Annotated in this window: 21 protein-coding genes; all 21 read right to left on the bottom strand. The window is 40.8% G+C overall.

What is annotated here, in order from left to right; all coding sequences use genetic code 11:
• Window positions 1-20 precede the first annotated feature (20 nt).
• The 21 genes from SRA_RS00245 to sppR all read right to left on the bottom strand — a co-directional run bounded on the left by SRA_RS00245 (window position 21) and on the right by sppR (window position 22,446).
• Window positions 21-1,763: an ABC transporter ATP-binding protein gene (locus SRA_RS00245; protein ID WP_003086264.1), complete on the bottom strand. Its 1,743-nt coding sequence runs from the start codon at window positions 1,761-1,763 to the stop codon at window positions 21-23.
• Entirely contained in the window at window positions 1,753-3,498 is a 1,746-nt protein-coding gene (locus SRA_RS00240) for an ABC transporter ATP-binding protein (RefSeq protein WP_003086263.1), read from the bottom strand. Before SRA_RS00240 ends, SRA_RS00245 begins: the two co-directional genes overlap by 11 nt.
• A gap of 90 nt (window positions 3,499-3,588) precedes the next feature.
• Window positions 3,589-4,110, bottom strand: coding sequence for a VanZ family protein (locus SRA_RS00235; RefSeq protein WP_003086261.1), 522 nt, complete (start codon window positions 4,108-4,110; stop codon window positions 3,589-3,591).
• Complete coding sequence (rlmN, locus tag SRA_RS00230; protein ID WP_003086259.1) at window positions 4,110-5,195, bottom strand: dual-specificity RNA methyltransferase RlmN; 1,086 nt, start codon at window positions 5,193-5,195, stop codon at window positions 4,110-4,112. The genes SRA_RS00235 and rlmN overlap by 1 nt, the downstream gene beginning before the upstream one ends.
• Window positions 5,196-5,738 (bottom strand): YutD family protein, encoded by a 543-nt coding sequence (locus SRA_RS00225; RefSeq protein ID WP_003086257.1) that lies wholly within the window; start codon window positions 5,736-5,738, stop codon window positions 5,196-5,198.
• Window positions 5,735-7,066: a bifunctional metallophosphatase/5'-nucleotidase gene (locus SRA_RS00220; protein ID WP_003086255.1), complete on the bottom strand. Its 1,332-nt coding sequence runs from the start codon at window positions 7,064-7,066 to the stop codon at window positions 5,735-5,737. Before SRA_RS00220 ends, SRA_RS00225 begins: the two co-directional genes overlap by 4 nt.
• Before the next feature lie 134 nt (window positions 7,067-7,200).
• Window positions 7,201-8,244, bottom strand: a complete 1,044-nt coding sequence (locus tag SRA_RS00215) for a SepM family pheromone-processing serine protease (RefSeq protein WP_003086253.1) — start codon at window positions 8,242-8,244, stop codon at window positions 7,201-7,203.
• Window positions 8,222-8,722, bottom strand: a complete 501-nt coding sequence (coaD, locus tag SRA_RS00210; protein WP_003086251.1) for a pantetheine-phosphate adenylyltransferase — start codon at window positions 8,720-8,722, stop codon at window positions 8,222-8,224. Before coaD ends, SRA_RS00215 begins: the two co-directional genes overlap by 23 nt.
• Window positions 8,712-9,251: a 16S rRNA (guanine(966)-N(2))-methyltransferase RsmD gene (gene rsmD / locus SRA_RS00205; protein WP_003086248.1), complete on the bottom strand. Its 540-nt coding sequence runs from the start codon at window positions 9,249-9,251 to the stop codon at window positions 8,712-8,714. The genes coaD and rsmD overlap by 11 nt, the downstream gene beginning before the upstream one ends.
• A gap of 99 nt (window positions 9,252-9,350) precedes the next feature.
• A complete protein-coding gene (gene ppdK / locus SRA_RS00200; RefSeq protein ID WP_003086246.1) occupies window positions 9,351-11,996 on the bottom strand; it encodes a pyruvate, phosphate dikinase in 2,646 nt (881 codons plus the stop codon).
• A 75-nt stretch (window positions 11,997-12,071) separates the two neighbouring features.
• Window positions 12,072-12,890 (bottom strand): pyruvate, water dikinase regulatory protein, encoded by an 819-nt coding sequence (locus SRA_RS00195; protein ID WP_003086244.1) that lies wholly within the window; start codon window positions 12,888-12,890, stop codon window positions 12,072-12,074.
• Window positions 12,891-12,902: 12 nt separating this feature from the next.
• Complete coding sequence (locus SRA_RS00190) at window positions 12,903-13,529, bottom strand: helix-turn-helix transcriptional regulator (RefSeq protein WP_496109292.1); 627 nt, start codon at window positions 13,527-13,529, stop codon at window positions 12,903-12,905.
• A gap of 334 nt (window positions 13,530-13,863) precedes the next feature.
• Entirely contained in the window at window positions 13,864-14,475 is a 612-nt protein-coding gene (locus tag SRA_RS00185) for an AAA family ATPase (RefSeq protein ID WP_037611153.1), read from the bottom strand.
• Between the two features lie 4 nt (window positions 14,476-14,479).
• On the bottom strand, window positions 14,480-15,343 hold the full coding sequence (locus tag SRA_RS00180; RefSeq protein WP_003086239.1) for a class II fructose-bisphosphate aldolase: 864 nt from the start codon (window positions 15,341-15,343) through the stop codon (window positions 14,480-14,482).
• Window positions 15,344-15,363: 20 nt separating this feature from the next.
• Entirely contained in the window at window positions 15,364-15,771 is a 408-nt protein-coding gene (locus SRA_RS00175) for a tetratricopeptide repeat protein (RefSeq protein WP_003086237.1), read from the bottom strand.
• 16 nt (window positions 15,772-15,787) lie between these two features.
• Window positions 15,788-17,077 (bottom strand): PTS sugar transporter subunit IIC, encoded by a 1,290-nt coding sequence (locus SRA_RS00170; RefSeq protein WP_003086234.1) that lies wholly within the window; start codon window positions 17,075-17,077, stop codon window positions 15,788-15,790.
• A gap of 15 nt (window positions 17,078-17,092) precedes the next feature.
• Window positions 17,093-17,401 (bottom strand): PTS sugar transporter subunit IIB, encoded by a 309-nt coding sequence (locus SRA_RS00165; RefSeq protein ID WP_003086232.1) that lies wholly within the window; start codon window positions 17,399-17,401, stop codon window positions 17,093-17,095.
• Window positions 17,401-19,485, bottom strand: coding sequence for a BglG family transcription antiterminator (locus SRA_RS00160; RefSeq protein ID WP_003086230.1), 2,085 nt, complete (start codon window positions 19,483-19,485; stop codon window positions 17,401-17,403). The genes SRA_RS00165 and SRA_RS00160 overlap by 1 nt, the downstream gene beginning before the upstream one ends.
• Window positions 19,486-19,720: 235 nt before the next feature.
• Window positions 19,721-20,794, bottom strand: coding sequence for an MmcQ/YjbR family DNA-binding protein (locus tag SRA_RS00155; RefSeq protein ID WP_003086229.1), 1,074 nt, complete (start codon window positions 20,792-20,794; stop codon window positions 19,721-19,723).
• A 68-nt stretch (window positions 20,795-20,862) separates the two neighbouring features.
• A complete protein-coding gene (gene sppA, locus SRA_RS00150) occupies window positions 20,863-21,687 on the bottom strand; it encodes a fructose-phosphate phosphohydrolase SppA (protein ID WP_003086227.1) in 825 nt (274 codons plus the stop codon).
• Window positions 21,688-21,699: 12 nt separating this feature from the next.
• Entirely contained in the window at window positions 21,700-22,446 is a 747-nt protein-coding gene (gene sppR, locus SRA_RS00145) for a sugar-phosphate phosphatase transcriptional regulator SppR (RefSeq protein WP_003086225.1), read from the bottom strand.
• Window positions 22,447-22,748 lie beyond the last annotated feature (302 nt).

The raw sequence follows: 22,748 nt of genomic DNA, 5'->3' as shown, positions 1-22,748 counted from the left end.
AGCCTGCAAACAGACTTGCCCTAGTCCATCATACCTGCCTGCAGCTGATACATTTTGTGATAAGTTCCTTCTTTGGCCAAGAGTTCATCATGGGTACCTGACTCAATAATCCTGCCCTTATCAAGGACATAAATACAGTCTGCATCCTGAATAGTTGACAGCCTGTGGGCAATGGCAATCGTCGTCCGTCCTTGGCGCATTTTGGCCAATGAATTCTGAACAGTTTGCTCGGTTTCTGAGTCAATATTGGCTGTCGCTTCATCTAGAATCAAAATTTTCGGAGCGCTGGCAACTGTTCTGGCAAAGGCTAAAAGCTGTCGCTGTCCGGTTGAAAAGCTGGATCCGCGCTCGCTGACGGGCTCATCATATTTCTGAGGCAGTTTTTGGATAAACTGATCTGCATCAACAAACTGAGCAGGCGCTTTAATGTCTTCATCACTTACATCTTGGTACATCTTGATATTGGACTTAATAGTTCCGTGGTAAAGAAAAGGTTCCTGCAGAACCAGACCGACATTTTTTCGTAATTCTTTCTGGCTGTATTTTCTGATATCAGTTCCGTCAATGGTAACCTGCCCCTTTTGAAATTCATAGAAACGCATAAAAACATTGATAATAGATGACTTCCCTGAACCGGTTGGACCAACAAAGGCAATCGTTTGTCCTTGATTGACCTTAAATGAAATACGGTCTAAAATTTGATTTTCTCCGTCATAAGAAAAAGAAACATCTTTAAATTCAATATTTCCGGCAGTAATTTCAGCAGTGCTTTCATCTTGGACGGGCTCATAGCCTCGCTCATCAATCAAATCAAAAACACGGCCGGCTGAAACCATGGACGTTTGCAGGGTCGAAAAATTTTGCGTGACTTCAATCAAGGGGTCAAAAAGACGGTTAATATATTGGATAAAGGCATACATCATACCAGCTGAAATCCCTATTGTCTGCCAGTTAAAGCCAAAATAAGCCATCAGCAGAGCATAGGCCAGCAATTTCAAAAGAGACATGGCTGGGCGCAGAAAAAGACTGTCCAAGGCCATTGAGCGATTGGCATAGTTAAAATGTTCTTCGTTGATGGTTTCGAACTCCGATTTCAAACGCTCTTCCTGACCAAAAGCCTGAATAATACTGATTCCTTCAATACTTTCAGATAGATTGGTATTGATATCACTCAATAAACTGCGAGTTTTGGCTATGACGCTGACAGATTTTTTGCGATAGAGATTGACCAAAATAAAAATAAAAGGAAGAAAGAGCATGACGAGAAAAGTCAGGCGATAATTGAGCATCAGCATGGTATAGAGGGTCACGCTAAAAATAAAGATCGCAGAAATGAAACTGGACAGAATCCCTGAAAACATTTCACTGATACTCTCTGTATCATTAGTCAGCCGCGATACAATGGAGCCTGCCGGTGTCTTATCAAAGTAAGACATTCCCAGCTTCTCCATATTGGCAAAAGCGTCCTTACGAATGTCGCGCACAACGCTGAAGGAAACACGGGCAAAAAGCAAGTTTCCCAAATACTGTAAAATAGTCTGTAAAACATAAAGGAGATAATAACCCAGTAAAAGAAAGGCAGCAGCTTGGTTAAAATCTGTCAGAAAATGGTCAATAAAATAAGAGGCGACCAAGGGCACGAGACTTTTAATCACTGTTGTCGAAAGGAGAAAGAACAAGGCAAAAAAGGTCAGCCATTTATAAGGCTTTAGATAAGACATCAAGCGCAGAAAAACGCGGCCTTGGTGTTCGTTATTCTTCATCACGGTCTCCTTTCATTTCTAATTGCTGAGCCTCATAGGTTCTTGCATACCAGCCCCCTGTTTGAATAAGTTCATCATGGCGGCCGCGCTCAATAATCTGACCGTCCTGCAAAACCAGAATAAGATCAGCATGCACGACTGCACTCAGCCGGTGAGCTGTTATGAGGGTTGTTTTATCCTTACGTACCTGCTTGAGATTATCAATGATAGCATGTTCAGTCTTCGCATCCACCGCTGACAGGGAATCATCCAGAATGAGAATATCAGGATTTAAAATCATGGCACGGCTCATAGCAATACGCTGCTTTTGTCCGCCTGATAAAGAGACGCCCTTTTCACCGATAATAGTTTCAAAGCCCTGAGGCATGGCTGCAATATCATCGTAAACCTGAGACAGCTTAGCAGCTTCTTCAACTGCTGCCATGCTCAGCTGAGGATTGCCAAAGCGGATATTCTCTAAAATAGACATGGCAAAGAGAACTTGATCCTGCGGCACATAGCCAATGAGACTGCGCAGGTCTGTCAGACGGTAGTCCCGAATGTCATGACCGTTGAGGTAGACAGCGCCCTGATTGACATCGTACTCACGCAAAAGGAGCTTAAGCAGGCTGGTTTTACCTGAACCTGTCTGCCCGACAATTCCCAAAGTCTGTCCTTTTTCCAAGGTAAAGTAGATATGGCTGAGGGTCTCTTCATTATCATAGGTAAAATGTTCAATGGCATATTCTAAGCGACCGTTTTGAATATGAGGCAGAGGATTGTCAGGATCTTTAATATCAGATTTCTGGGACAAAAGGGTCATAATCCGTTCATAAGAAACAGCACCGCGCTGCACAATATTAAAGAGAAAACCAATCGCCATCAAGGGCCAGACTAGCATATCCAAATAAGTCACAAAAGTAACTAGACTTCCGACTGTCACCTGATTATTTTTTACAAAAAAAGCACCGACCAAAAGCGTTAAGGTATAAGAAGCCCCTACAAACAAGAGAACTAAGGGATCAAACATGCTATCATATTTCATGGTCGTCATGTTTTTAGCAAAGGTCATTTCATTTGTTTCCTGAAAAGCAGCTAATTCATCTGCCTGATAGCCAAACGATTTGGTTACCTTGATGCCTGAGACACTTTCTTGAACCTTGTTGTTAAGCTCTGAAAAAGCTGCCTGAGAATGCTTGAAACTCTCATGTGTCTTGCGTCCCAGACGGCTGGTTGCAAAAGCCATCAGAGGCAGAGGAATCACTGCAATCAAAGTCATCTGCCAGGAAATACTGAAAAACATGGTCATCAGGGTGACCAAAGCCGTAATTGAAGCATCAACGGCTGACATGACGCCGCCCCCAGCCAGACGTGTCAGAGAGTTAATATCATTTGTTGCATGCGCCATCAAATCACCTGTCCGGTATTTTTGATAAAAAGAAGGAGACATCTTCGTAAAATGATCGAACAGACGGGAACGCATAATCTGTCCCAAACGGTAGGATGTCCCCAAAATATAAATGCGCCAGACATAACGCAGCCCATACATGGCAAAAGCTGACAACAGCAGATAAAAAAGATCCCACAAAAGTGTTTCTCTTGTCAGACTTTTACGGGTAATATGGTCAATGACATGCCCCATGACCTTGGGCGGAATCAGGTTGAGAACACTGACTAGGCTAAGAGCCAGTATTCCAATCAAATAGCGGCGCTTTTCCAGTTTAAAAAACCACCATAAATTTTTAATAACAGACATCTTTGCCCTTTCTTTTAATCATCATAAGAAAAATCCCCCGCAATGAGGGAAAATCACATTACTATTATAAATCTTGGAGTTTACTCTAAGTCAAGCAAGCTGACTGCTGTTTCGCTGCTTGATTTTTCTTTGCAGCCACTGATAGGAGTAAAAGGCCAGAATACTGCCCAAGGTATTGGTCCATAGATCATCGATTTCAAAAACACGGTTGACATTGAAAAGGAAGTCTAAAAGAAGCTGGCTGACTTCGATAAAAAGACTGATACTAAAGCCAAGCACCGCAGTTCTTTTTAAACTGCGGAGTGCTTTTTTCAGCAAAAGCAAAAGTAAAACAAGGGGATAAAGCAGCAAAATATTGCTGATGTTCTGTCCTACAAGCCAAAGGAGCTGCCATAAACTTCTCATCTTTCCCAGACTGACAAGCGAATTAAAAGGAATCAAAAGAACAACAAGGCGTCCATAATGCTCAATCCCCGGCGTTTTTACCTGCCTAAAAGGCTGCGGCAGAAAGCACATAGCACAGACAGCAAGTGCATAAAGACAAAGCAAGCATCTGACTGTATTTTTACCCAAAGGCGTTAAGTTGCCACTTTTCTCCCAAAATCCTGACATTATTGAGCAGCCTCAGCAACAGACTTTTGACGGTCGCGCTTCATGGTATTAGAACGCAGCTGACCGCAAGCCGCATCAATATCAGTTCCGTGTTCCTGCCGAACCACACAGTTCACACCATTTTTCTTAAGCACATCATAAAAAGCATCCACGCGCTCCTTAGGACTACGGCTGTATTGATCGTGCTCGGTCACAGGGTTATACGGAATGAGATTGACATAAGAAAGCTTGCGGATTTTCTTAGTCAAGTCAGCCAGTTCCTGAGCATTTTCAGGATGATCATTGACACCGTTTAACATAATATACTCAAAAGTGACACGGCGGTTGGTTGTTTCGATATAGTATTCAATTGCCGCAAAAAGTTTTTCCAATGGGAAAGAACGGTTGATTCGCATAATGCTTGAGCGCAGTTCGTTATTAGGTGCGTGAAGTGATACAGCCAGATTGACCTGGACACCTTCATTGGCAAAATCACGAATTTTATGGGCCAAACCTGAAGTTGATACCGTAATATGGCGGGCACCGATTGCAAGACCGTTGTCATCATTGATGGTCCGCAAGAATTTGAGCACATTGTCGTAATTGTCAAAAGGCTCACCAATTCCCATGACCACAACGTGGCTGACACGCTCGCCTTGCCCGCGTTCATCAAAATATTTTTGCACCAGCATAATCTGCGCTGTGATTTCACCGTTATTAAGATCACGTTGTTTTTTAATCAAACCGCTGGCGCAGAAGGTACAGCCAATATTGCAGCCAACCTGTGTGGTGACGCAGACCGAAAGGCCATAGTGCTGGCGCATCAATACCGTTTCAATCAGCATGCCGTCAGGCAGTTCAAAGAGGTATTTGACAGTCCCGTCGGCAGATTCTTGGACAATACGCTGTTTGAGTGGATTGACGACAAAATTTTCATTTAAAAGAGCGATAAAGTCTTTGGAAATATTGGTCATTTCTTCAAAAGACTGAACGCGTTTTCGATAAAGCCAGTCCCAAATCTGTGTAGCACGAAACTTTTTTTCGCCGTGTTCAATTACCCAATTAATTAGGTCATCACGGGTTAAGCTGTAGATAGATGATTTCATTTAATTTCCTTTTTTTCTAATAATAAAATTTTTCTTGGCATCACGAATTTCTCTCATGGCTTGTCGAGTCTGTGATTTTTCTCGGCGAAGCTTATCTTGAGGATTCACTTTCTCATTTTTATTAAAACGCTTTTTCTTACGGTTGTCGCGGCGCTTACGCCTTTGAGGCTCATTGTCCTCGCCTTTGATTTCCTTGGGATTTGGATTTTCCAAAACAAAGTAGGCGCATCCAAAATTACAGTATTCCTTGAGGTAATCATCTAAATAGCCGATATAAGGCTGCCTATTTTTAGACTTAGACTCTTCCTTGTAAAATCCCTTGAGCCGCAGCTGCTCATTGCCCCAATCGCCGACAATATAATCATACTTCAGCAGAATTTCTGAAAAACGCTGACTGAAAACCGTCGCATTAAAAGCATTTTTGACATTTTCTAAAATCAATAAGTCTATCTCATCACTCTTAACATGATTGTCAAAAGTTATAAACTGAGGCCCGGGAAATTTGTTGTAATTGTACATGTCCGGAGAGATATCTTTTCTCATAGGTCTCCTCTCAGATATTTTTCTACTGTCTGTCTCAGCAAATCAGGAAACAGCAGCTGGCCTTGACGTGAATTAATGCTGCTGAAATAAGGAGCAAAATAATACTGATCAACTAAAACAAGACTTAATTTATCTTTTTTACTGGTAACCTTATTATTATACACTATTTTTCCATTTTTGTAAGTAAAACCACTCGTTACAACTCTGCCAAACTGCTTGCCGCGAAAACCCATGCCGCGAATCTGCTGATTAGCCAGCAGATCAGCCTGCGCAAAAATATCCTGACAAATTTCCAGCAACTCCTCCTTATTGACTTGGAGGGTAACTAAACGCATTTGGTGCGGCAAAGACTTATGAAGAGTGGCCTTGGTGACAGTCGGAGAGAACGGTTCAACTATTAGCCCTGTATTAATAATAGTCAAATCAGCCCCAGCTGATTGAACCATGGCCTCCATGACCATTTCTGCACATTCTTCAAGGTTCGGCTTTCGCGAAAGTTTACAGATAACATCTGCTGCCAATAAACGCTCTCCTTGCTCAAAAAGATCCACAGCAAAATCCCTATCACCTTTTTCATAATCAAGATCACTGGTTGATATTGCTTCAATAGTGATATCAGTCAAACGGTGGTCTTCAAAGGCTAAATCAATTTGTCCAACATGATCGCCATAACGTCCTGCTGCAGCCAGATAAGTTCCATTAATAACCTCACCCTCTTCAAAGACATGATGCGTATGAGCTCCAATAATTAAATCAATTTCAGGAATTTCATGTGCTATTTTTTCATCTATACGAACCCCCAAATGGCTGAGTAAAATGCGAAAATCTGCCGCCTGCACCTCTGGTTTTTCCAAATCTTTTTTGAGACTGGCAACAGCATCTAAAACTTGCCAGCCATTAGGTTTATAAGTTAAATAATAGGGGAAAGTATAGGCAAGAAGTGCCAATTTTGTTCCAGCCGTGGTCTCATAAATAATATAGGGCTGAGCCCAAGCAGGGCGTCCTTTTTTATCTCTTAAATTTCCTAAAATAACTTGAAAATCGACTTCATCATACAGCTGGTTGATTTCATCTTTAGCCAGACCAATACCTTCATTATTGCCAATGGTAGCAAAATCAATTCCTAAAGCATTCATCAAGTCCACATTAATTCTGCCAGCAGTGCTATCTGTCAGAGGATGACTTTTATCCACATTATCACCAATATCCAATCTTAGAACTTCTTTTGCTGTTTTTGAACGCTCATCAAAAAAGCGCTTAATCTTTGGATAAGCTTCAAAGTGAGAATGTAAATCATTGATATGCAGAATGCGAAGATTTTCTTTCATTCTTCTATTTTAGCACTTTCAGCTCTGATATTAAAAGAGAAAACAAAAGAGCGGGACTCACCGTCAGTTCTTAAAAACCGATGATTTCCCGCTCATCTTTTTTGCAGACTTAGACAGCTGTACTTTCAGACTGTCTACTGATGTTTTCTTAAATAATCAATAGCATCCTGCACATTTTTAACAGGGACAATTTTCATTTTAGTTCCTAATTTTTTAGCAGCCTGCTTGGCTTCTTGATAATTGTTGACAGCCTTAGGATTATTTTTCAAAACAGCCTTATCTACAGGATTATTGGGGACAAAAAAGATATCTGCATCAATTTTATCTGCTGATGCCACCTTCATGCCAGCACCGCCAATATCTCCAACCTCTCCATTTTCTCCAATAGTACCCGTTCCTGCAATAACACGCCCCTTACGCAAATCCTCTTTGTTTAATTGGTCATAGATATCAAGGGTAAACATAAGACCGGCGCTCGGACCGCCAATACCATTTGTACTAAATTCAACAGTGTCATCAGAAACGACTTTGGTATGATCCACCAATCCAATTCCAATGCCATTTTTACCATTTGACAGCTTGATAACTTTACCCTTAGCTGTTTTCTTCTTATTTTCAGAAGTATATTGAACACTGACCTTGCTGCCTAATTTTAAGCCAGACACATATTTAATCAACTCTTTTGAACTATGAAAGGTTTTGCCGTTGACGCCAGTTACAGTATCAGCAATATTTAAAACGCCTTTGAAGGTTGAATTTTTGCTGACCTGCAGAACATAGACTCCCATATAATTCAAACTGGCCTTTTTATTGGCTAGAGTAAGCGCCTCATAAATAGCTCCGTTTTGCGATGTCTCCATATAGAACTGGTTAATACGCATGTAATCAGCATCGCTGACTCCGCCTGTTGTTTCCTTGGCACTGGTAATCTCTGTAAAAGGAGTCAGCCAAGCATAGAGGACTTGTATCGGTGTTGCCTTGCTTAAAGACACAGCTACAAAATTGTAAGAGCCTTTTTCCTTATCTTCTTTATGATTGACTGTCAAGACTGTTCTAATGTCATAAGCTCCGCCCGGCCTTTCCATATAGTAAGGGAGAGGAAAAAAGAAGACTACCAAAAGCAAAATAATACTCAGACTGCTAATCAGCCACCATTTAAATTTTTTGATTGTTTTCACTTTTTTGCTCCACTTCTTTTACAACTGCTTGCGGGACATAAGGGCTAATATCTGCCTTAAAATAGATAAGCTCTCTGATTCGGCTGGAACTAAGATAGCGATAATCCAAGGCTGTTAATAAAAAAACAGTCTCAATCTCTTGAGCCAATTGACTGTTAAAAAAAGCAAGATTAGCTTCATATTCCAAATCCTGGGCATTTCTCAGCCCTCGCACCAAGTGAGTAACACCATGCTGCCTAGCAATATCAACTGCCAAACTATCCCGAGCCACAATCACCTCAACATTTTTCAAATCAGCTAGCGCTTCTTTTAACATTTTCTGCCTGCTGGCAGGCTCAAACAAGCCCGTCTTGTTCTTATTATAAAAAAGACCAACATAGAGTTTGTCAAAAAGTTTACTAGCACGACGAATAATATCCACATGCCCATTTGTTACAGGATCAAATGAACCTGCAAAAAGTCCAATTTTATCTGACATAAACTGTTACCTTAGAAATTCCATAAATTTTTTGTTTCCAAATACCTAACTCTGCAACTTCTTCCGGCAGCTCAACCGCCTTATCTGTTTCACAGACGACCATTACTTCCTCAGATAGGAGTTTTCGCTGACAGAGCTCCTCAATGGTTTTTACAATTTCCTCTTTTGCATAAGGCGGATCCAAAAAAACCAAATCAAACTGTTCATTTAAACTTGTCAAAGCACGCGCAGCATCCATTCTTAATAGTTGGAACTTATCTGCTTCTTTGGTCATCCTGATATTGGCCTCAATAACAGCCTGAGCCCTGCGGTCTTTTTCTACCAAGACCGCCTCAGTCATCCCTCTTGAAACAGCTTCAATAGAAAGACCGCCGCTGCCTGCAAAAAGATCTAAAATACGGCCGCCATCAAAGTAGGGGCCAATCATATTAAAAACAGCACCTCTAACCTTGTCTGACGTCGGACGGGTCGTCTTGCCTTCCAAAGTTTTTAAGGGACGGCCACCATAATTACCGGAAACAATTCTCATGTCTTCCATTATACCAAAAATAAGAAAAAAGCTGGGATAAAAATCCTAGCTTTCTTTGTCAGCTGTCAATAAAAATATTAAACTCACTCGAACTTTAGTTTACTTGTCTACAAAACCAGCCTTACCTTCTTCTTTAATCTTAGCTTGTGCTGCCGCTAATTTCGCAATGGGAACACGAAATGGTGAACAAGATACATAATTTAAGCCAATCGCATAACAAAAGGCAATACTTGAGGGTTCACCACCATGCTCTCCACAAATGCCTATTTTAAGATTTGGTTTTGTTTGTCTACCCAAGTTGACGCCTATTTCCATTAATCGACCAATTCCTTTTTGTTCTAACACCTGGAAAGGATCTTTTTCAAGAATGCCCTTGTCAACATATTCTGCTAAAAACTTGCCGGCATCATCTCGGGAATAGCCAAATCCTAGTTGTGTTAAATCATTGGTGCCAAAGCTGAAGAAATCAGCATAGGCCGCAATCTCATCAGCTGTAATGCAAGCCCTCGGAATTTCTATCATCGTTCCAACTCTATAGTCAACTGAACACTTTGTCTTCTCACATTCTTCCTGCATAGCAGAGTCAACTATTGGTCTTAAGTAAGCTAATTCCTGAGCGGTTCCCACCAGAGGAATCATAATTTCAGCCTTGACCTGTGCCCCTTCTTTAACAGCCAGACTGGCGCCTTGGGCAATAGCCTTAACCTGCATGATTAAGATTTCCGGATAGGTAACAGCTAAACGGCAGCCTCTGTGACCAAGCATAGGATTAAATTCCGCCAGTTCTGACACGCGTTTCCGCATATCACTAAGACTCAGCTCCAACTTTCCTGCTAGACGGATCAGCGTATCTTCGTCATGGGGAAGGAACTCATGCAAAGGAGGATCTAGCAAACGAATCGTTACCGATTTTTTATCCATCACTTTAAACAGCTGATAAAAATCATCTCTTTGGAAGGGCAGAATTTTTTCCAGTGCTCTTTGCCTGTCTTCTACATTATCGGCTAATATCATTTGTCTGACAGCCGGAATTCTTTCTTCGTCAAAGAACATATGCTCTGTGCGGCAAAGTCCTATGCCTTCTGCACCAAAATCTACTGCTTTTTGAGCATCTTTAGGATTGTCTGCATTGGCAAGGACCCCCATATCACGAACATCATCTACCCACTTCATAAAGGTTTCAAAACTGCCGCTGATGTCAGCAGATTCCATATCCACAAGACCGAGATAAACATTGCCGCTGCTGCCATCAAGTGAGAGGGGGTCGCCTTCTTTTAACAATAAATCGCCAGCTGTGATCGTCTTGCTGATCTCATTAACTCTTAAATCACTGCAGCCTGCTACACAGCATTTCCCCATGCCGCGCGCAACTACGGCAGCGTGTGAGGTCATGCCCCCACGAGCAGTCAGAATTCCTTTGGCGCTGGCCATCCCTTCGATATCTTCTGCGGAAGTCTCCTGACGCACTAAAATAACATCTTCTCCTTCTTTAGTAAGCCTAGTTGCTGCTTCTGCCGAAAAGCAGACCTTTCCTCTTGCTGCTCCCGGAGAAGCTGGCAAGCCCTTAGCAAGTAACTTAGCTTGTTTTAAGGAATTCTCATCAAAGGTTGGATGCAGTAACTGTTCTAACTGCTTTGGTTCAACACGCATTATGGCTTCTTCTTTAGTAATCAGTCCTTGGGCAGCCAAATCCGTCACTATCTGAATAGCAGCCTTGGCTGTTCGCTTGCCGCTGCGTGTCTGCAGAAGATAAAGTTTGCCCCTTTCAATCGTAAATTCAATATCCTGCATGTCTCTGTAGTGATTTTCCAAACGCTGTGTAAGATCTGCAAACTGCCGATAGATAGCTGGCATGTCTTCTTTTAATACTTCTATACTTTGAGGTGTCCGAATGCCTGCTACCACATCTTCTCCCTGAGCATTAATAAGGTATTCGCCAAATAAACGATGCTCCCCTGTTGCGGGATTTCTGGTAAAGGCAACGCCGGTTCCCGAAGTATCTCCCATATTGCCGAAAACCATTGACTGCACATTTACTGCTGTTCCCAAATGATGATCTATTTCATTTAAATTGCGGTAAACAATGGCTCGGGGATTATTCCAAGATTTAAAGACTGCCTCAATAGCCAAGTATAACTGTTCTCTGGGACTTTGCGGAAAATCCTGACCGATGGCCTCCCGGTAAATCGCTTTAAATTCCTGGACAATTGCCTGCAGATTTTCAAGCGTTAATTCGGTATCCGCATGATAGCCATTCTCTTCTTTATGCCGATCAAGGACAGCCTCAAATTTATCTTTGGGAATATCCATGGCTACATCCGAAAACATTTGAATAAAACGGCGATAGCTGTCATAGGCAAACCATGCATTCCCTGTCGCAAGAGCCAAACCTTTAAGACTGTCATCTGTCAGACCTAGATTTAAGATCGTATCCATCATTCCAGGCATCGAAAACACTGCTCCAGAACGTATAGAAACCAGCAAGGGATTCTGATTATCTCCTAATTTTTTGCCCTGCTCTTTTTCCAGCTGAGCTATTTGGGTATCAATTTGACTTATCATTTCCTGACTAATCTGTTCATCTTGCTGGTAATAGTCTCTACAGGCATCCGTCGTAATGGTAAATCCTTGAGGAACTGGCAGGCCAATCCGCGTCATTTCTGCTAGATTAGCTCCCTTTCCTCCAAGCAGATCACGCATGTCCTTGCTGCCTTCATTAAAGCTGTAGACGTATTTTTTTGACATATGAACTCCTTTCATTATCCTATAGTTCTAAAACAAGCGACAATTTCAATCCAAAATGATTGAAAACAAATCAATCTACTTCGCATCTGTATCGCTTAACTTAGCTATGATTAATCCGGCCGTCTCTTCAATAGAACGGTGCTCGGTATTAATAACCGGACACTTAAGCGCTTTCATTATTTTATAAAAATAATCTAACTCCTCTAAAATACGATTTTGCTGGGCATAGTGAGCTGTTGACTCCAAGCCCATTGCCTTAAGCCTTTGACTTCTCATTTTATTTAAGCGTTCAGGCGAACTGGTCAGTCCGACAAGTTTTTTAGGATCTACTTCAAAAATTTCCTTAGGCAAAGGCACTTCCGGGAGCAAAGGCAGGTTTGCCACCTTTAGCTGTTGGTTGGCCAAATAGATGCTCAAAGGTGTTTTTGATGTTCTGGAGACGCCCAGCAGCACTAAATCAGCTTTTAGAAAACCTCGCGGATCTTTTCCATCATCGTATTTAACGGCAAATTCAATAGCTTCTATGCGATTAAAATACGACTTAGTCAGCTGACGAATTTTTCCAGCTTCTCGTAAAGGAGCTTCTTTTGCCTGCCGGCTCATTTGTTTGAGCATGTCAGTCATCAAATCCACAAAGCAGAGCATTTCATTTTGACAGTACTGACCGGCAAAATCAGCCAGCTTTTCATCTACCAAACTGAACATGACCATAGCCTGCCGGGATTTTGCTTCTGCTAAAGCCTCTTTTAGCGCTTCCAAATGATTAACATAAGGAATCCGTTTCACCTCCCAGTCTTTATGACTGGGAAACTGACATATCCCAGCTTGCGCCATAGACTGAGCCGTCTCTCCAGAGGAATCTGATATAATATATAAAATCGTATTTTCTGCCATTTGACCTCCTACTTACTCAGGATGTGTGATTTCAACAAATAAGTTTGCAACAATTGTTTTTGAAAATTTTCCCAATACTTTAAGCTTTCCTTTGCTGCCATCTTGGGTTCGCACAACTGGCAAACTGTCAATTTTATTTCGGACCAAAAGAGCAGCCGCCTGAGGAACTAATGTTTCTTCTTCGATTGTCAAAATGTTAGGCATTCTTGTCATTACCGCAGCGATGGGTAAATGGCTGACATCTGCACCTCCCATGGTAACCTTTAACAGATCCTTACGAGACACTAGTCCGCATAGGCAGTCCTCATCATCTAAGACATAAATGCTGGAAGAATCCTCCAAAAACAATCTGACAATTAAATCGTAGACCATATCATTCTGCTTCGCGATAACGGGAAGGGTCATGACATCAGAGACTGATAAATCACTGACTGCACTAAGCTGTAGATCAAAATCTCCTTTCCCCAAATAGAAATAGCCAACCTTGGGCCTGGCATCCAGAATATGGAACATAGTCAAAATGGACAGGTCTACCCGCAGTGTTGCCCTGCTGACATTCAGTTTAGCTCCTATCTTTTCTCCCGTGATTGGTTGATTTTCCTTAACAATGTCAATAATTTTTAACTGTCTGTCATTCAGTTTAATTGGACATCCCTCCTTTTAAATGTGCTACACTACTTATTATATAGTGTAGTATATTAAAAAGGAAATCATTTGTCAAGGAAGAACCGTAAGATTTTTTAGTAAGAGGGACTGTAATTCTATTTTGCCGGAAAACTTAGGATATTATGAAATAAACAAAAAATGACGAGAAATCAAAAATCAATTTCCCATCACTTTTTTAAATATTCCAGACTGTTTTAAACCGCTTGTCTTAAGCTGGTATACCTGCAGAACTCCTGTTGCCTCATCTTGAGCCAGAACAGCTTTTAAATTTTACTCTCTTTACTTCTTTTCCACCTCCAGTTTAAAATTAATCATGCGACAGCCTAACCAGCTCATCAATCAAGGGCTTGTAATCCACTTTTGTAAAATCGGTGACATCAATTTCATATAAAGTTCCTAGGGAAAAGTCATTATATTTCCGATCCTCAATAATTTGTCTAAAGGCTTCTTTACTAATAAGATCATCTGCTAAGCGGCGATTAGAAAGTGTATCCCCATGGTGAAAATGTGTCATGATGAAGCTCAAATGTCTGTCATTGGCTAGGTCACGCGCCATACGCCTTTGCCAAAGGACTTCAAAGTCTGCTTTCAAACGGATTGTGATAACTGAATAATCATGCTTTTGTGATAAATCCTGCAGCTGCTTTTTTTGTTTAAAGGAAAAGGGATATTCTGTCACAATAAACTGTTTTCCGACACTCATGTAAAGCTCCAAAGCCTGATAATAATAAGACCAGACCCATTTTTCTAAAGCTGCCTTTTCCTGCAAATTATCAAAGCCGACACTTTCAGCCATGTCTTCTTTGAATTCATCAGGCGATACAGTATAGATTTGAGGCAGAGCTGTTCGTATCAAACGCACCAAATAGCTTTTTCCCGTTGCCGGCGGACCGGCTAATAAAACAAGATACTTTTTCATCGCTCTATTCCACATGCAGAGGAGACTCCAAATTCATAAACAGAGTCATTTTATGTTTGACAATTTCCTTAATTTTTTGATTGGCTGGAATGACATTGTAGCGCAGCGATTTATTAACTGCAGTTTCTCCAAAAGCTGCCTTAGCTTCCTGTGTCCAATTGACCAGCAAGTCAGTACCTACATTAAATTTACGAATACCATTATTAATTAATTCAGGATAATCTGCTTCTTTTACGCCTGTTCCGCCATGGATAACTAAGGGAACAGCTACTACTTGATGAATTTCTTTCAAGAGAGGAATTTTGACATCCGTTTTAGACTTGAATTGACCATGATTTGTTCCAATAGCTACCGCTAAAGCATCAACATTGGTCTCTTGAACAAAAGTAAGGGCATCTTCAGGCCGTGTATAGATTTTGTCGTCTTCTGAAACTGAAATACCTTCTTCGGTTCCTCCGATGGTTCCCAGTTCACCTTCAACGCTCACTCCTCTGGCATGGGCATAGTCGGCAACTAATCTTGTTTTTAAAATATTTTCTTTAAAGGATAAGTTAGAACCATCAAACATGATGCTGGAATAGCCAGCCACTATAGCATCCTGAATAGCATCCAAATCTCTAGCATGATCCAAATGCAGGGCCGCATCAATCATATAATGATTGGCCAATTCTTTGACCACTGCAGCAATAACCGAGTAACCAATATATTTAGCTGTATCAACACTGGTCTGAATGATGATGGGAGCCCCCACTTCCTTGGCAGCGCGCATCATATCCGGCAGCATTTCCAAGTTGTGCATGTTAAAGGCGCCAATAGTCATGTTTAATTTCTCTGCCTTATCTGTAAGTTCTTTCAAAGTGCTATACATTATCCATCCTCCTTCGTCTATTATTTGGAAAGTGTTAATTTTTTAGCGATATTTCGCATCTCATCCATCTTGGCCATATAGTAATCAATAGCATCATTGTCCTTACTGCGGGCAGCTTGAGCCCGCTTAACATTATAGAGACTCATGAGCTTCTTATAGCCGTCTCCCATGGATAATTTTGTCTCCAAACTCTTCTCCAAACTAGCAATAGCCTCATCGCTGTCATCCAGTTCAGCATAACACAGGCCTATTTTTTCATAAGACAGGGCTTTTTCCTTGTCTGATTGCTGCTGTTGAAGCATCAGCGCTTCCTCTTCTTTAATTTTCTCTAAGAGAGCCGTCTTTTCTACATCTGTCAACTGAGGTTTTTCATGATCAGTAAGAAATTTTTTATCTTTGGCTATTTTTTTCTTAAACCATTGCAACACACAATCACCTCCTTTATCAGATTCCTATAGCTTTAAATATTGGACTGAACAGCCAAGCATAGAGCAGGGCGACAACAACTGTATCAACATCAGTTGCCGTGGCATTGACAAAGCCTAACTGATTGAAAGCTGTAACCAAGAGAGCTGGCAGCAAGGTGATAAAGAAGCCGTGGGCAATACCGCCGATAATGGCTCCGCGGCGACCGCCGACAGCATTGCCAAAGATACCGGCAGTACCTCCTGCAAAGAAATTAGTCAGCATGCCCGGCAAAATCATGGCTAAGCCTAGCATTGGCAAAATAATCATAGCAATTATAGTGCCAATAGTCGTTGTAATAAAACCAAGAATCACAGCATTGGGCGAATAAGGAAAGAGCACGGGACAATCCAGAGCCGGAATAGCATCCGGAACCAGCTTCATGGCAATACCGCGAAAGGCAGGAACAATTTCAGCCAAGAGCAAGCGTACACCGGCTAAAAGGATGTAGACACCGACAACAAATTGGATAGCCTGCATAAAGGCAAACATGATATAGTTTTGTGTCCCCGTATCCACTGCCTTAGGTCCTGCAAAGATGGCAGTAATGATAAACAAGGGGACCATGACAACCATTACCGACAGGTAAGTATCTTGCAGGAAGTCAAAAGCTTTAGGGAGTTCAATGTCTTCAATGGATTTTTTCTTATCGCCTTTTTCACCAAATATTTTAGCAACACCTGCCTCAAAGAGATAACCAATGGTGCAAAAATGTCCCAGAGCAATATCATTTGAACCTGTCACCTTGCGAATAATGGGCTGGGCAATGGCCGGCATCGCCACCGCAAAAGCCCCGCCGACAATACCGCCAACAAGGATAAGCAGGAATCCTCTGAGTCCTGCAAAATAACCAAAAACAGTGGTCATGGTGGCCATCCACAAAATAGCTTGACCTGTCAGAAAGATGTATTTCCATTTAGTAATGCGGGCAAAAATGATATTAAAAATAAAGATGGCTAAAAAGGTCAGAGCAATATCACTGCCAAGACCCAAATCATTCATGGCCTGGCCATTGATTGCCTCAATCGAAGGAACAATACCCTGGGTATGAAAGCCAGTCTTAAAGATTTTTCCAAAATAAGTTAAACTCGTTACAATAACACTGGAACCTGCACTTAATACCTGAAAACCAAGTAAGGTTTTAAGGGTTCCGGAGATTACCTGACCGGCTGATTTTTTCTGCAAAATCAAGCCCAGCATCGCAATGAGAGCAATGGTGACAGCGGCCTGTGTCAGAATATTGTTAATAATAAAATTGATAACACTCATTGTCATCCTCCTTCTTTAAATTAGCTTGCGTTCTCTTAAAACTGGAATGAGTTTTTCCTCAATTTCCTGACTGGAAACAATATTTTTTAAATAAATGATTGCTGTTTTAGACGTGTCAATATCAAAATTAGCAAACTGTTTCTGGAAATTTTGAGCTGTAATAATGACCTCCGGCTGAACCGAAGCAGCGGTCGAAATATCCACATGATCTAGTTTTGCATCAATGTGATACTTAGTCAGGACATCCTCAGCTGCCATCTGTGCTGCAAAACTGCTGCCTAAGCCAGCACCGCAGACAAATAAAATATTGATTGGTTTTCCCATCACGACTCCTCCTTTGAATGGAATAAAATAGTTTTAACAGACTGAACATCTCTTGCCTGACAGAGCTGTTCAACCTTATTGGTCGCTCTGATAAGATTAACGAGGCTTTTCATAATATTTAAATGCGAAAAAGCGTCCACTGCTGACAGGCAAAAGATGACCTGAACCTGCTCATTAGATTCTTCGCCAAATGCAACAGGTTCTTCAAAAACGGCTAGACTCAACCCAAGCTGTTTGGCTCCGTCTTCCGGTCTGGCGTGAGCCAGTGCCAAGTGCGGACCGATAATGATGTAAGGACCATATTTCTCCACACTTTCAATCATAGCTTCACTGTAGTGTTTATTGACAATGCCATCCTTATACAAGGGGGCAGAAACAAACTTGATAGCATCGCGCCAATTGTATTTTTTATCAGTAATTAGGATATGTTCATCCTTTAAAATATCCTCAATCATTGGTTGGACCTCCCTCTTATTAATTCTCAGACCATTTCTTGCAAAAATACCTTCAATTGCTGCGTACAGCTCCTTATCAATTTCAACCTTGCTGCTTTTCTCCATGAGCTGCAGAATCTCCAGAAAAACTTTAGTATAGTCTTCTTTTTTCTGAGTCACTCTTCTAGCCTTTTGATTGGTTTGTAAAAAATGATTGATGCGCAGCTTGGTATCCTCCTGAATAATAGAATCAAGAACCAAGACCGGCTTATTATGATAAGCAATGTTTACCGTCGAAAACACTAAATCAACATCCAGCTTATCAATAATATCTATCTCTCTGGAATTAAGAATAGCAAATACTTCGATATTGAAAAATTCCTTGAGATTTTCAGCCAGAAGCTTGGCGGTAGCTGTGCCGTGATTACAGACCACAACTGCTCGGTACCAATATTTATTGTCCTGATTAATCTCGCTTAGAGTAGTTGAAAAATAAATCGTTAAAAAAGCAATTTCATCATCAATAATTTTGCAACCCAGCATTTTCTCCAGCTGACGGGCAAATGTACCTACGGCTTGATAAATACTACCGTAACTTTGCTTAATCCTTTCTGTCAGTGGATTGGTCAGCTGAATATTATTTTTGACTCTGGCAACCATACTGACTATATGGTGATACAGCCCCTGCTGTAATACGCCGTCTTTCCTGTTAAAAGGAATCTTAGTCTCCTCTTCAACAAAATTAATGAGCTGAATCGTTAGTATCTGCAGCTGGATCCAGTTAATCGGGCTGTCATTCTTTTTGATATTAAAGGACTGCAAAATCGAATGAATATACTGCTTCTCTAAAGCTGACGGGACTATTGCAAACTCCTGACAGACCGCTTTTAAATAATGGTCAACATCAGCTGTTTTAGCCGCAGCATCTTTGGAGAGATCTTCCTGACTGACCTCGACTCCGCGCTTGACTCTTAAGAGCCAGATACAGGTAAAAAGGATAAAATGTGTTCTATGAATATCATCCTCAACCGTTAAAATGGTGCGGTCAAAAATCTCATTAATTTTTAAAATGGTTTCACTGGGAATGTAGTAGCTGATAATTCGGCTTTTATGAGAGCTGACTGCCCTTCCGATTTTAGTGATTTCCGGACTGAGAAGGCTGTACAGCATGATACGAATTGCAGCTTCGCTGCCTGCTAGCAGCAGACCTCTTTTAGGATGGCTAATAATATCAAGAGGATAAAAGGCCAACTCCTGCCTGATTTGCCGCATATCCTCATCAATGGTCGACTTAGAGACCCCATAAAATGTCTCTTTGCTATGCAGGAAAACTTTACCTTTTCCTAAGGCCAAATCCAAAATTAAATCTAAAATCCGCTCCTTTCTGTCCAGATAATCTGTCTTATCTTCATTTGACAGCTCACTTTGCAGAACTTTTCCTTCTTCGTCGCTCAGGTTTAAAAAGAACCCTTGCGAACGGATGCTCTGAATAATCGGTAGATGAATTGATGCTAAGAAATCATTAATGGTTAAAATATCATTTCTAATGGTTCTGGAACTAACCTTAAATTCTTTTTGCAGACTATCTGTGCGAACGGGAAGTGTTGATACTAAAATACGGTTTAAAATACTGACAGAACGTTCTTTCATCAATTTTTTACTCCCTTCTTACTTATTAGTATAAAGTGAAAAACAGCTAATTGGTAGTAGATATTTTTGCCATTTCTTGCGGCAAAAAACTAAGCTACTGTCCCAAAAATCAGTGAATCTAAGAAAATAAAACTCCTGCAACTAAAAAGCCCGGCCTCCAAATATAGGAGGCTGGGCTTTACTATTGATATATAAACAGCCCTTCTGACAGCTGCTAAGTAAGCAGCTGTCAGGATTAGCTGTCTTTTAAACTTGGTTTGATGTCCTCTATCAAACTGGCAGTCATCCGCCGCGGTCCGCGGATATTGGTAACGCCGTGCGCTTTAAGCCGGTCAATAGGAAAGTCGCTGTCATCATATTTTTTAAGCAACTCCAGTTTCATTTGTTTTCGCTTCGCATGAGGCTGCTGAAGCCCGGACTCAAGTACCCTGCAGGCATAGCGAAGAGCCCGCGTCGGCGCCGTAATGTAAACGAAAAGGTAATCCCCTGTCTGAATACTTGCTTTTTGTGGCCATATATTGATTTTATGCGCAGCAAATTCGGCATCAATATCATAATATTTAAGATTAGCTGGAATAATCCAAAAATCAGGACCAGCCGGATTTCCCAGACTGTTGCCGCTGACCAAAGCTCTGCTATTGTCCAGCAAAGAAAAAAGGATGTCATCAGAAACCTTCTCATCTAAAACAAGAGAAATCCAAGATTTCTTATTCATATGGTAGGAAGGATAGATTCCAGGAATAGACAGTAATTGAGATAGATCAGCAGGATTCACCTTGAGATTAATAACCTCTACTTCCTGTTCCAACGCTTCTTTTTCCCAGTCTTCCTTTCCCAAATCTAACTTAGCGCGTGCAATGGTCATAATCAGCGCATACCATTTGTGATTAGCTGGATGCCGATAGGAAGAAAAAGCCGGATACTTGGCAAAGGGGTGGTCATAAAGATCACCGTATTGGTCCGAAATATATTGAGCCAAACGATTGGTTTGATTTTTGATAAAGGGCAGAGTTTCAAAACAGCCACCTGCAATCCGACTTAAAATTTCTGCATAAGCCTGTCTGACCTGACCGACAAAGCTGCCTGTTTGATGCTCTGCCCGCAAGGCCAGATAATCATCACCAATATCAGTATCAATCACACGGCCGGATACCTTCCCAGATTTAGAAATTTCAATGTATGCCTCAAAATCACCGTTCATGAAGCTTTCTTTGTAGACATATTCTTCGCCTTCCTTTGAAAAACCATAAGGAAGAAGTGTTTCAAATTTCACTCGTTTCTTCTTAAAAAAATCAGATTCAAGAGACATGGAGACTCCTTTCTTATTAGCCCTATTATAGCAAAAAATCAAGCAGCCAACACCGCTTGATATCTAATTTAAATTAAAACATAATCTTCAATAATGTTGGAAGCACCATTATCATTATTAGAAGCCGTTTCAATATCTGCTTCATCCTTAACAGCCTGCGGTGCATTTGCCATGGCAACCCCCAAACCTGCCAGCTTTAGCATGGGAATATCATTATAGTTATCACCAATAGCCATCGTATGAGATAAGGAAATACCGTAATATTTTGCAATTTCAAGCAGAGCATTTTCTTTTGACACCGACTGAGAAGTAATCTCCAAGTAGTTGTCTTTTGAAAGGTAGAAAGAGGCATCTTCAAAATCTACATGTTTAAGGTAAGTAAAGAACTCTTGAATATCATGAGCTTCAGCAATTAAAAGAAGTTTATGAATGGGAATAGAATCATCTCTTAGCAGAGCATCTAAATTTCGAATAGCAGGACTCTCTTTGGTAATAGCAGCCTCAATCTGCACCCATTGATCCATCTGCTCTACAATCCAGTTACTGCCAGAATAAAGATTGATAGAAATATGCGGAAACTGCTTTCTAATTAAAGCCACTATTTTTTTAACATCAGTTTTACTGAGGATGTGTTCAATGAGGATTCGATAATCATCTTTCTTCCCTTCAACAATCAAAGCACCATTGTAACAAGCAATAGGACTGTCTCCCAAGTCAAGTTCTTCAGCAATAGGAAACATGCCATGAGGAGACCTAGCTGAAGCCAGGACAAAAGGAATGTTCCTTACCTTTAAAGCAGCCACAGTTCCACTCAAATCAGAATCAAGCTGGTGCTTGTCGTCTAAAATAGTCCCATCAATATCACTTAAAATCAGTTTAATTGCCTCTACCATCACAAAACCTCTTTAAAAAATAATGTCAACTTTATCAGACAAAACAGCACCTATCTTTTTACCTGGCTTTTTATCCGTAATAAAGTAATCAAAGTCATCAATATTGGCTAAAACGTAATTGGATTGCTTTTTAAATTTATCCTCTTCTGCCAACAGCACCTTAACCTTGGCATTAGCCAGCACCAACTTCTTTAAATAAGTATCGGCTTCATCCTCAAAAGAAACTTGTCCATCCTTAAGACCAGCAGCCCCAATAATAGCCACATCAAAATGAATATCTTTCAGCAAATCCACTTCATTTAAGGCATAATAAAAACGATTTTTACGATGGAATCTGCCCCCCAAAAGATGAAAATCAACGCTTTCATGCTGAGCCAAGACCAAAGCATTATCTAAAGAATGCGAATAAACCGTAATGTCCTTATCAATAAGCTGAGCCAGCTTGAGAACAGATGTTGAAACATCAAAGAAATATAACTGTCCCTCGGCAATCAATTGATAAGCCTTTTGCGCAATGTCATTTTTTTCTTTCATCAAATTATTAAGGCGTTCTTCAAAAGACAAAATGGTTTGGGACTTCTGCAAAGGTAAAATACCGCCGTGCGTCCGCGAAACCTGTTTCCTCTCTGTCAAAAGAGCGAAATCACGGCGAACCGTATCGCGTGAGACAGCCAATAATTTCATGGCTTCCTTTGAAGACAGCTGCCCTTGTTTGTCAAGCATTTCCAAAATTTTTTGCAATCTCTGTTCCTGATACATAGCTTTCCTTTCTCCTTCAACTAATTATAGCAAATTTTTTAAGTATTTAAAAGCATTTTTAAGTTTTTATCTGTAAAACAACTGATAAAGACAGAAAGATTGCATGTTAGATTTCACAATTTATAATACAATATGCCATCGTGGTACTTACAATTTATAACCTTTATATGCCAAAAACCTGCGTTTAGATGTTGGCTTTTTGATTTGATAAACGTAAAATATAGTGCAAGAAAATAAAAACACACAAAAAAATGTCACATGTGACATTTTTTTGTGCTGACCAACCGAACAGCCCGTTGTTT

The sequence above is a fragment of the Streptococcus ratti FA-1 = DSM 20564 genome (genome assembly GCF_000286075.1).
Lineage (GTDB): Bacteria > Bacillota > Bacilli > Lactobacillales > Streptococcaceae > Streptococcus > Streptococcus ratti.
This window is presented reverse-complemented; position numbering and strand designations above follow the sequence as displayed.

Bases quoted from the DNA above. Each gene is read 5' to 3' on its own strand.
- SRA_RS00245 (WP_003086264.1), bottom strand. From the start codon at position 1,763: ATGAAGAATAACGAACACCAAGGCCGCGTTTTTCTGCGCTTGATGTCT.
- SRA_RS00240 (WP_003086263.1), bottom strand. From the start codon at position 3,498: ATGTCTGTTATTAAAAATTTATGGTGGTTTTTTAAACTGGAAAAGCGC.
- SRA_RS00235 (WP_003086261.1), bottom strand. From the start codon at position 4,110: ATGTCAGGATTTTGGGAGAAAAGTGGCAACTTAACGCCTTTGGGTAAA.
- rlmN (WP_003086259.1), bottom strand. From the start codon at position 5,195: ATGAAATCATCTATCTACAGCTTAACCCGTGATGACCTAATTAATTGG.
- SRA_RS00225 (WP_003086257.1), bottom strand. From the start codon at position 5,738: ATGAGAAAAGATATCTCTCCGGACATGTACAATTACAACAAATTTCCC.
- SRA_RS00220 (WP_003086255.1), bottom strand. From the start codon at position 7,066: ATGAAAGAAAATCTTCGCATTCTGCATATCAATGATTTACATTCTCAC.
- coaD (WP_003086251.1), bottom strand. From the start codon at position 8,722: ATGTCAGATAAAATTGGACTTTTTGCAGGTTCATTTGATCCTGTAACA.
- rsmD (WP_003086248.1), bottom strand. From the start codon at position 9,251: ATGAGAATTGTTTCCGGTAATTATGGTGGCCGTCCCTTAAAAACTTTG.
- ppdK (WP_003086246.1), bottom strand. From the start codon at position 11,996: ATGTCAAAAAAATACGTCTACAGCTTTAATGAAGGCAGCAAGGACATG.
- SRA_RS00195 (WP_003086244.1), bottom strand. From the start codon at position 12,890: ATGGCAGAAAATACGATTTTATATATTATATCAGATTCCTCTGGAGAG.
- SRA_RS00185 (WP_037611153.1), bottom strand. From the start codon at position 14,475: ATGAAAAAGTATCTTGTTTTATTAGCCGGTCCGCCGGCAACGGGAAAA.
- SRA_RS00180 (WP_003086239.1), bottom strand. From the start codon at position 15,343: ATGTATAGCACTTTGAAAGAACTTACAGATAAGGCAGAGAAATTAAAC.
- SRA_RS00170 (WP_003086234.1), bottom strand. From the start codon at position 17,077: ATGAGTGTTATCAATTTTATTATTAACAATATTCTGACACAGGCCGCT.
- SRA_RS00165 (WP_003086232.1), bottom strand. From the start codon at position 17,401: ATGGGAAAACCAATCAATATTTTATTTGTCTGCGGTGCTGGCTTAGGC.
- SRA_RS00160 (WP_003086230.1), bottom strand. From the start codon at position 19,485: ATGAAAGAACGTTCTGTCAGTATTTTAAACCGTATTTTAGTATCAACA.
- SRA_RS00155 (WP_003086229.1), bottom strand. From the start codon at position 20,794: ATGTCTCTTGAATCTGATTTTTTTAAGAAGAAACGAGTGAAATTTGAA.
- sppA (WP_003086227.1), bottom strand. From the start codon at position 21,687: ATGGTAGAGGCAATTAAACTGATTTTAAGTGATATTGATGGGACTATT.
- sppR (WP_003086225.1), bottom strand. From the start codon at position 22,446: ATGTATCAGGAACAGAGATTGCAAAAAATTTTGGAAATGCTTGACAAA.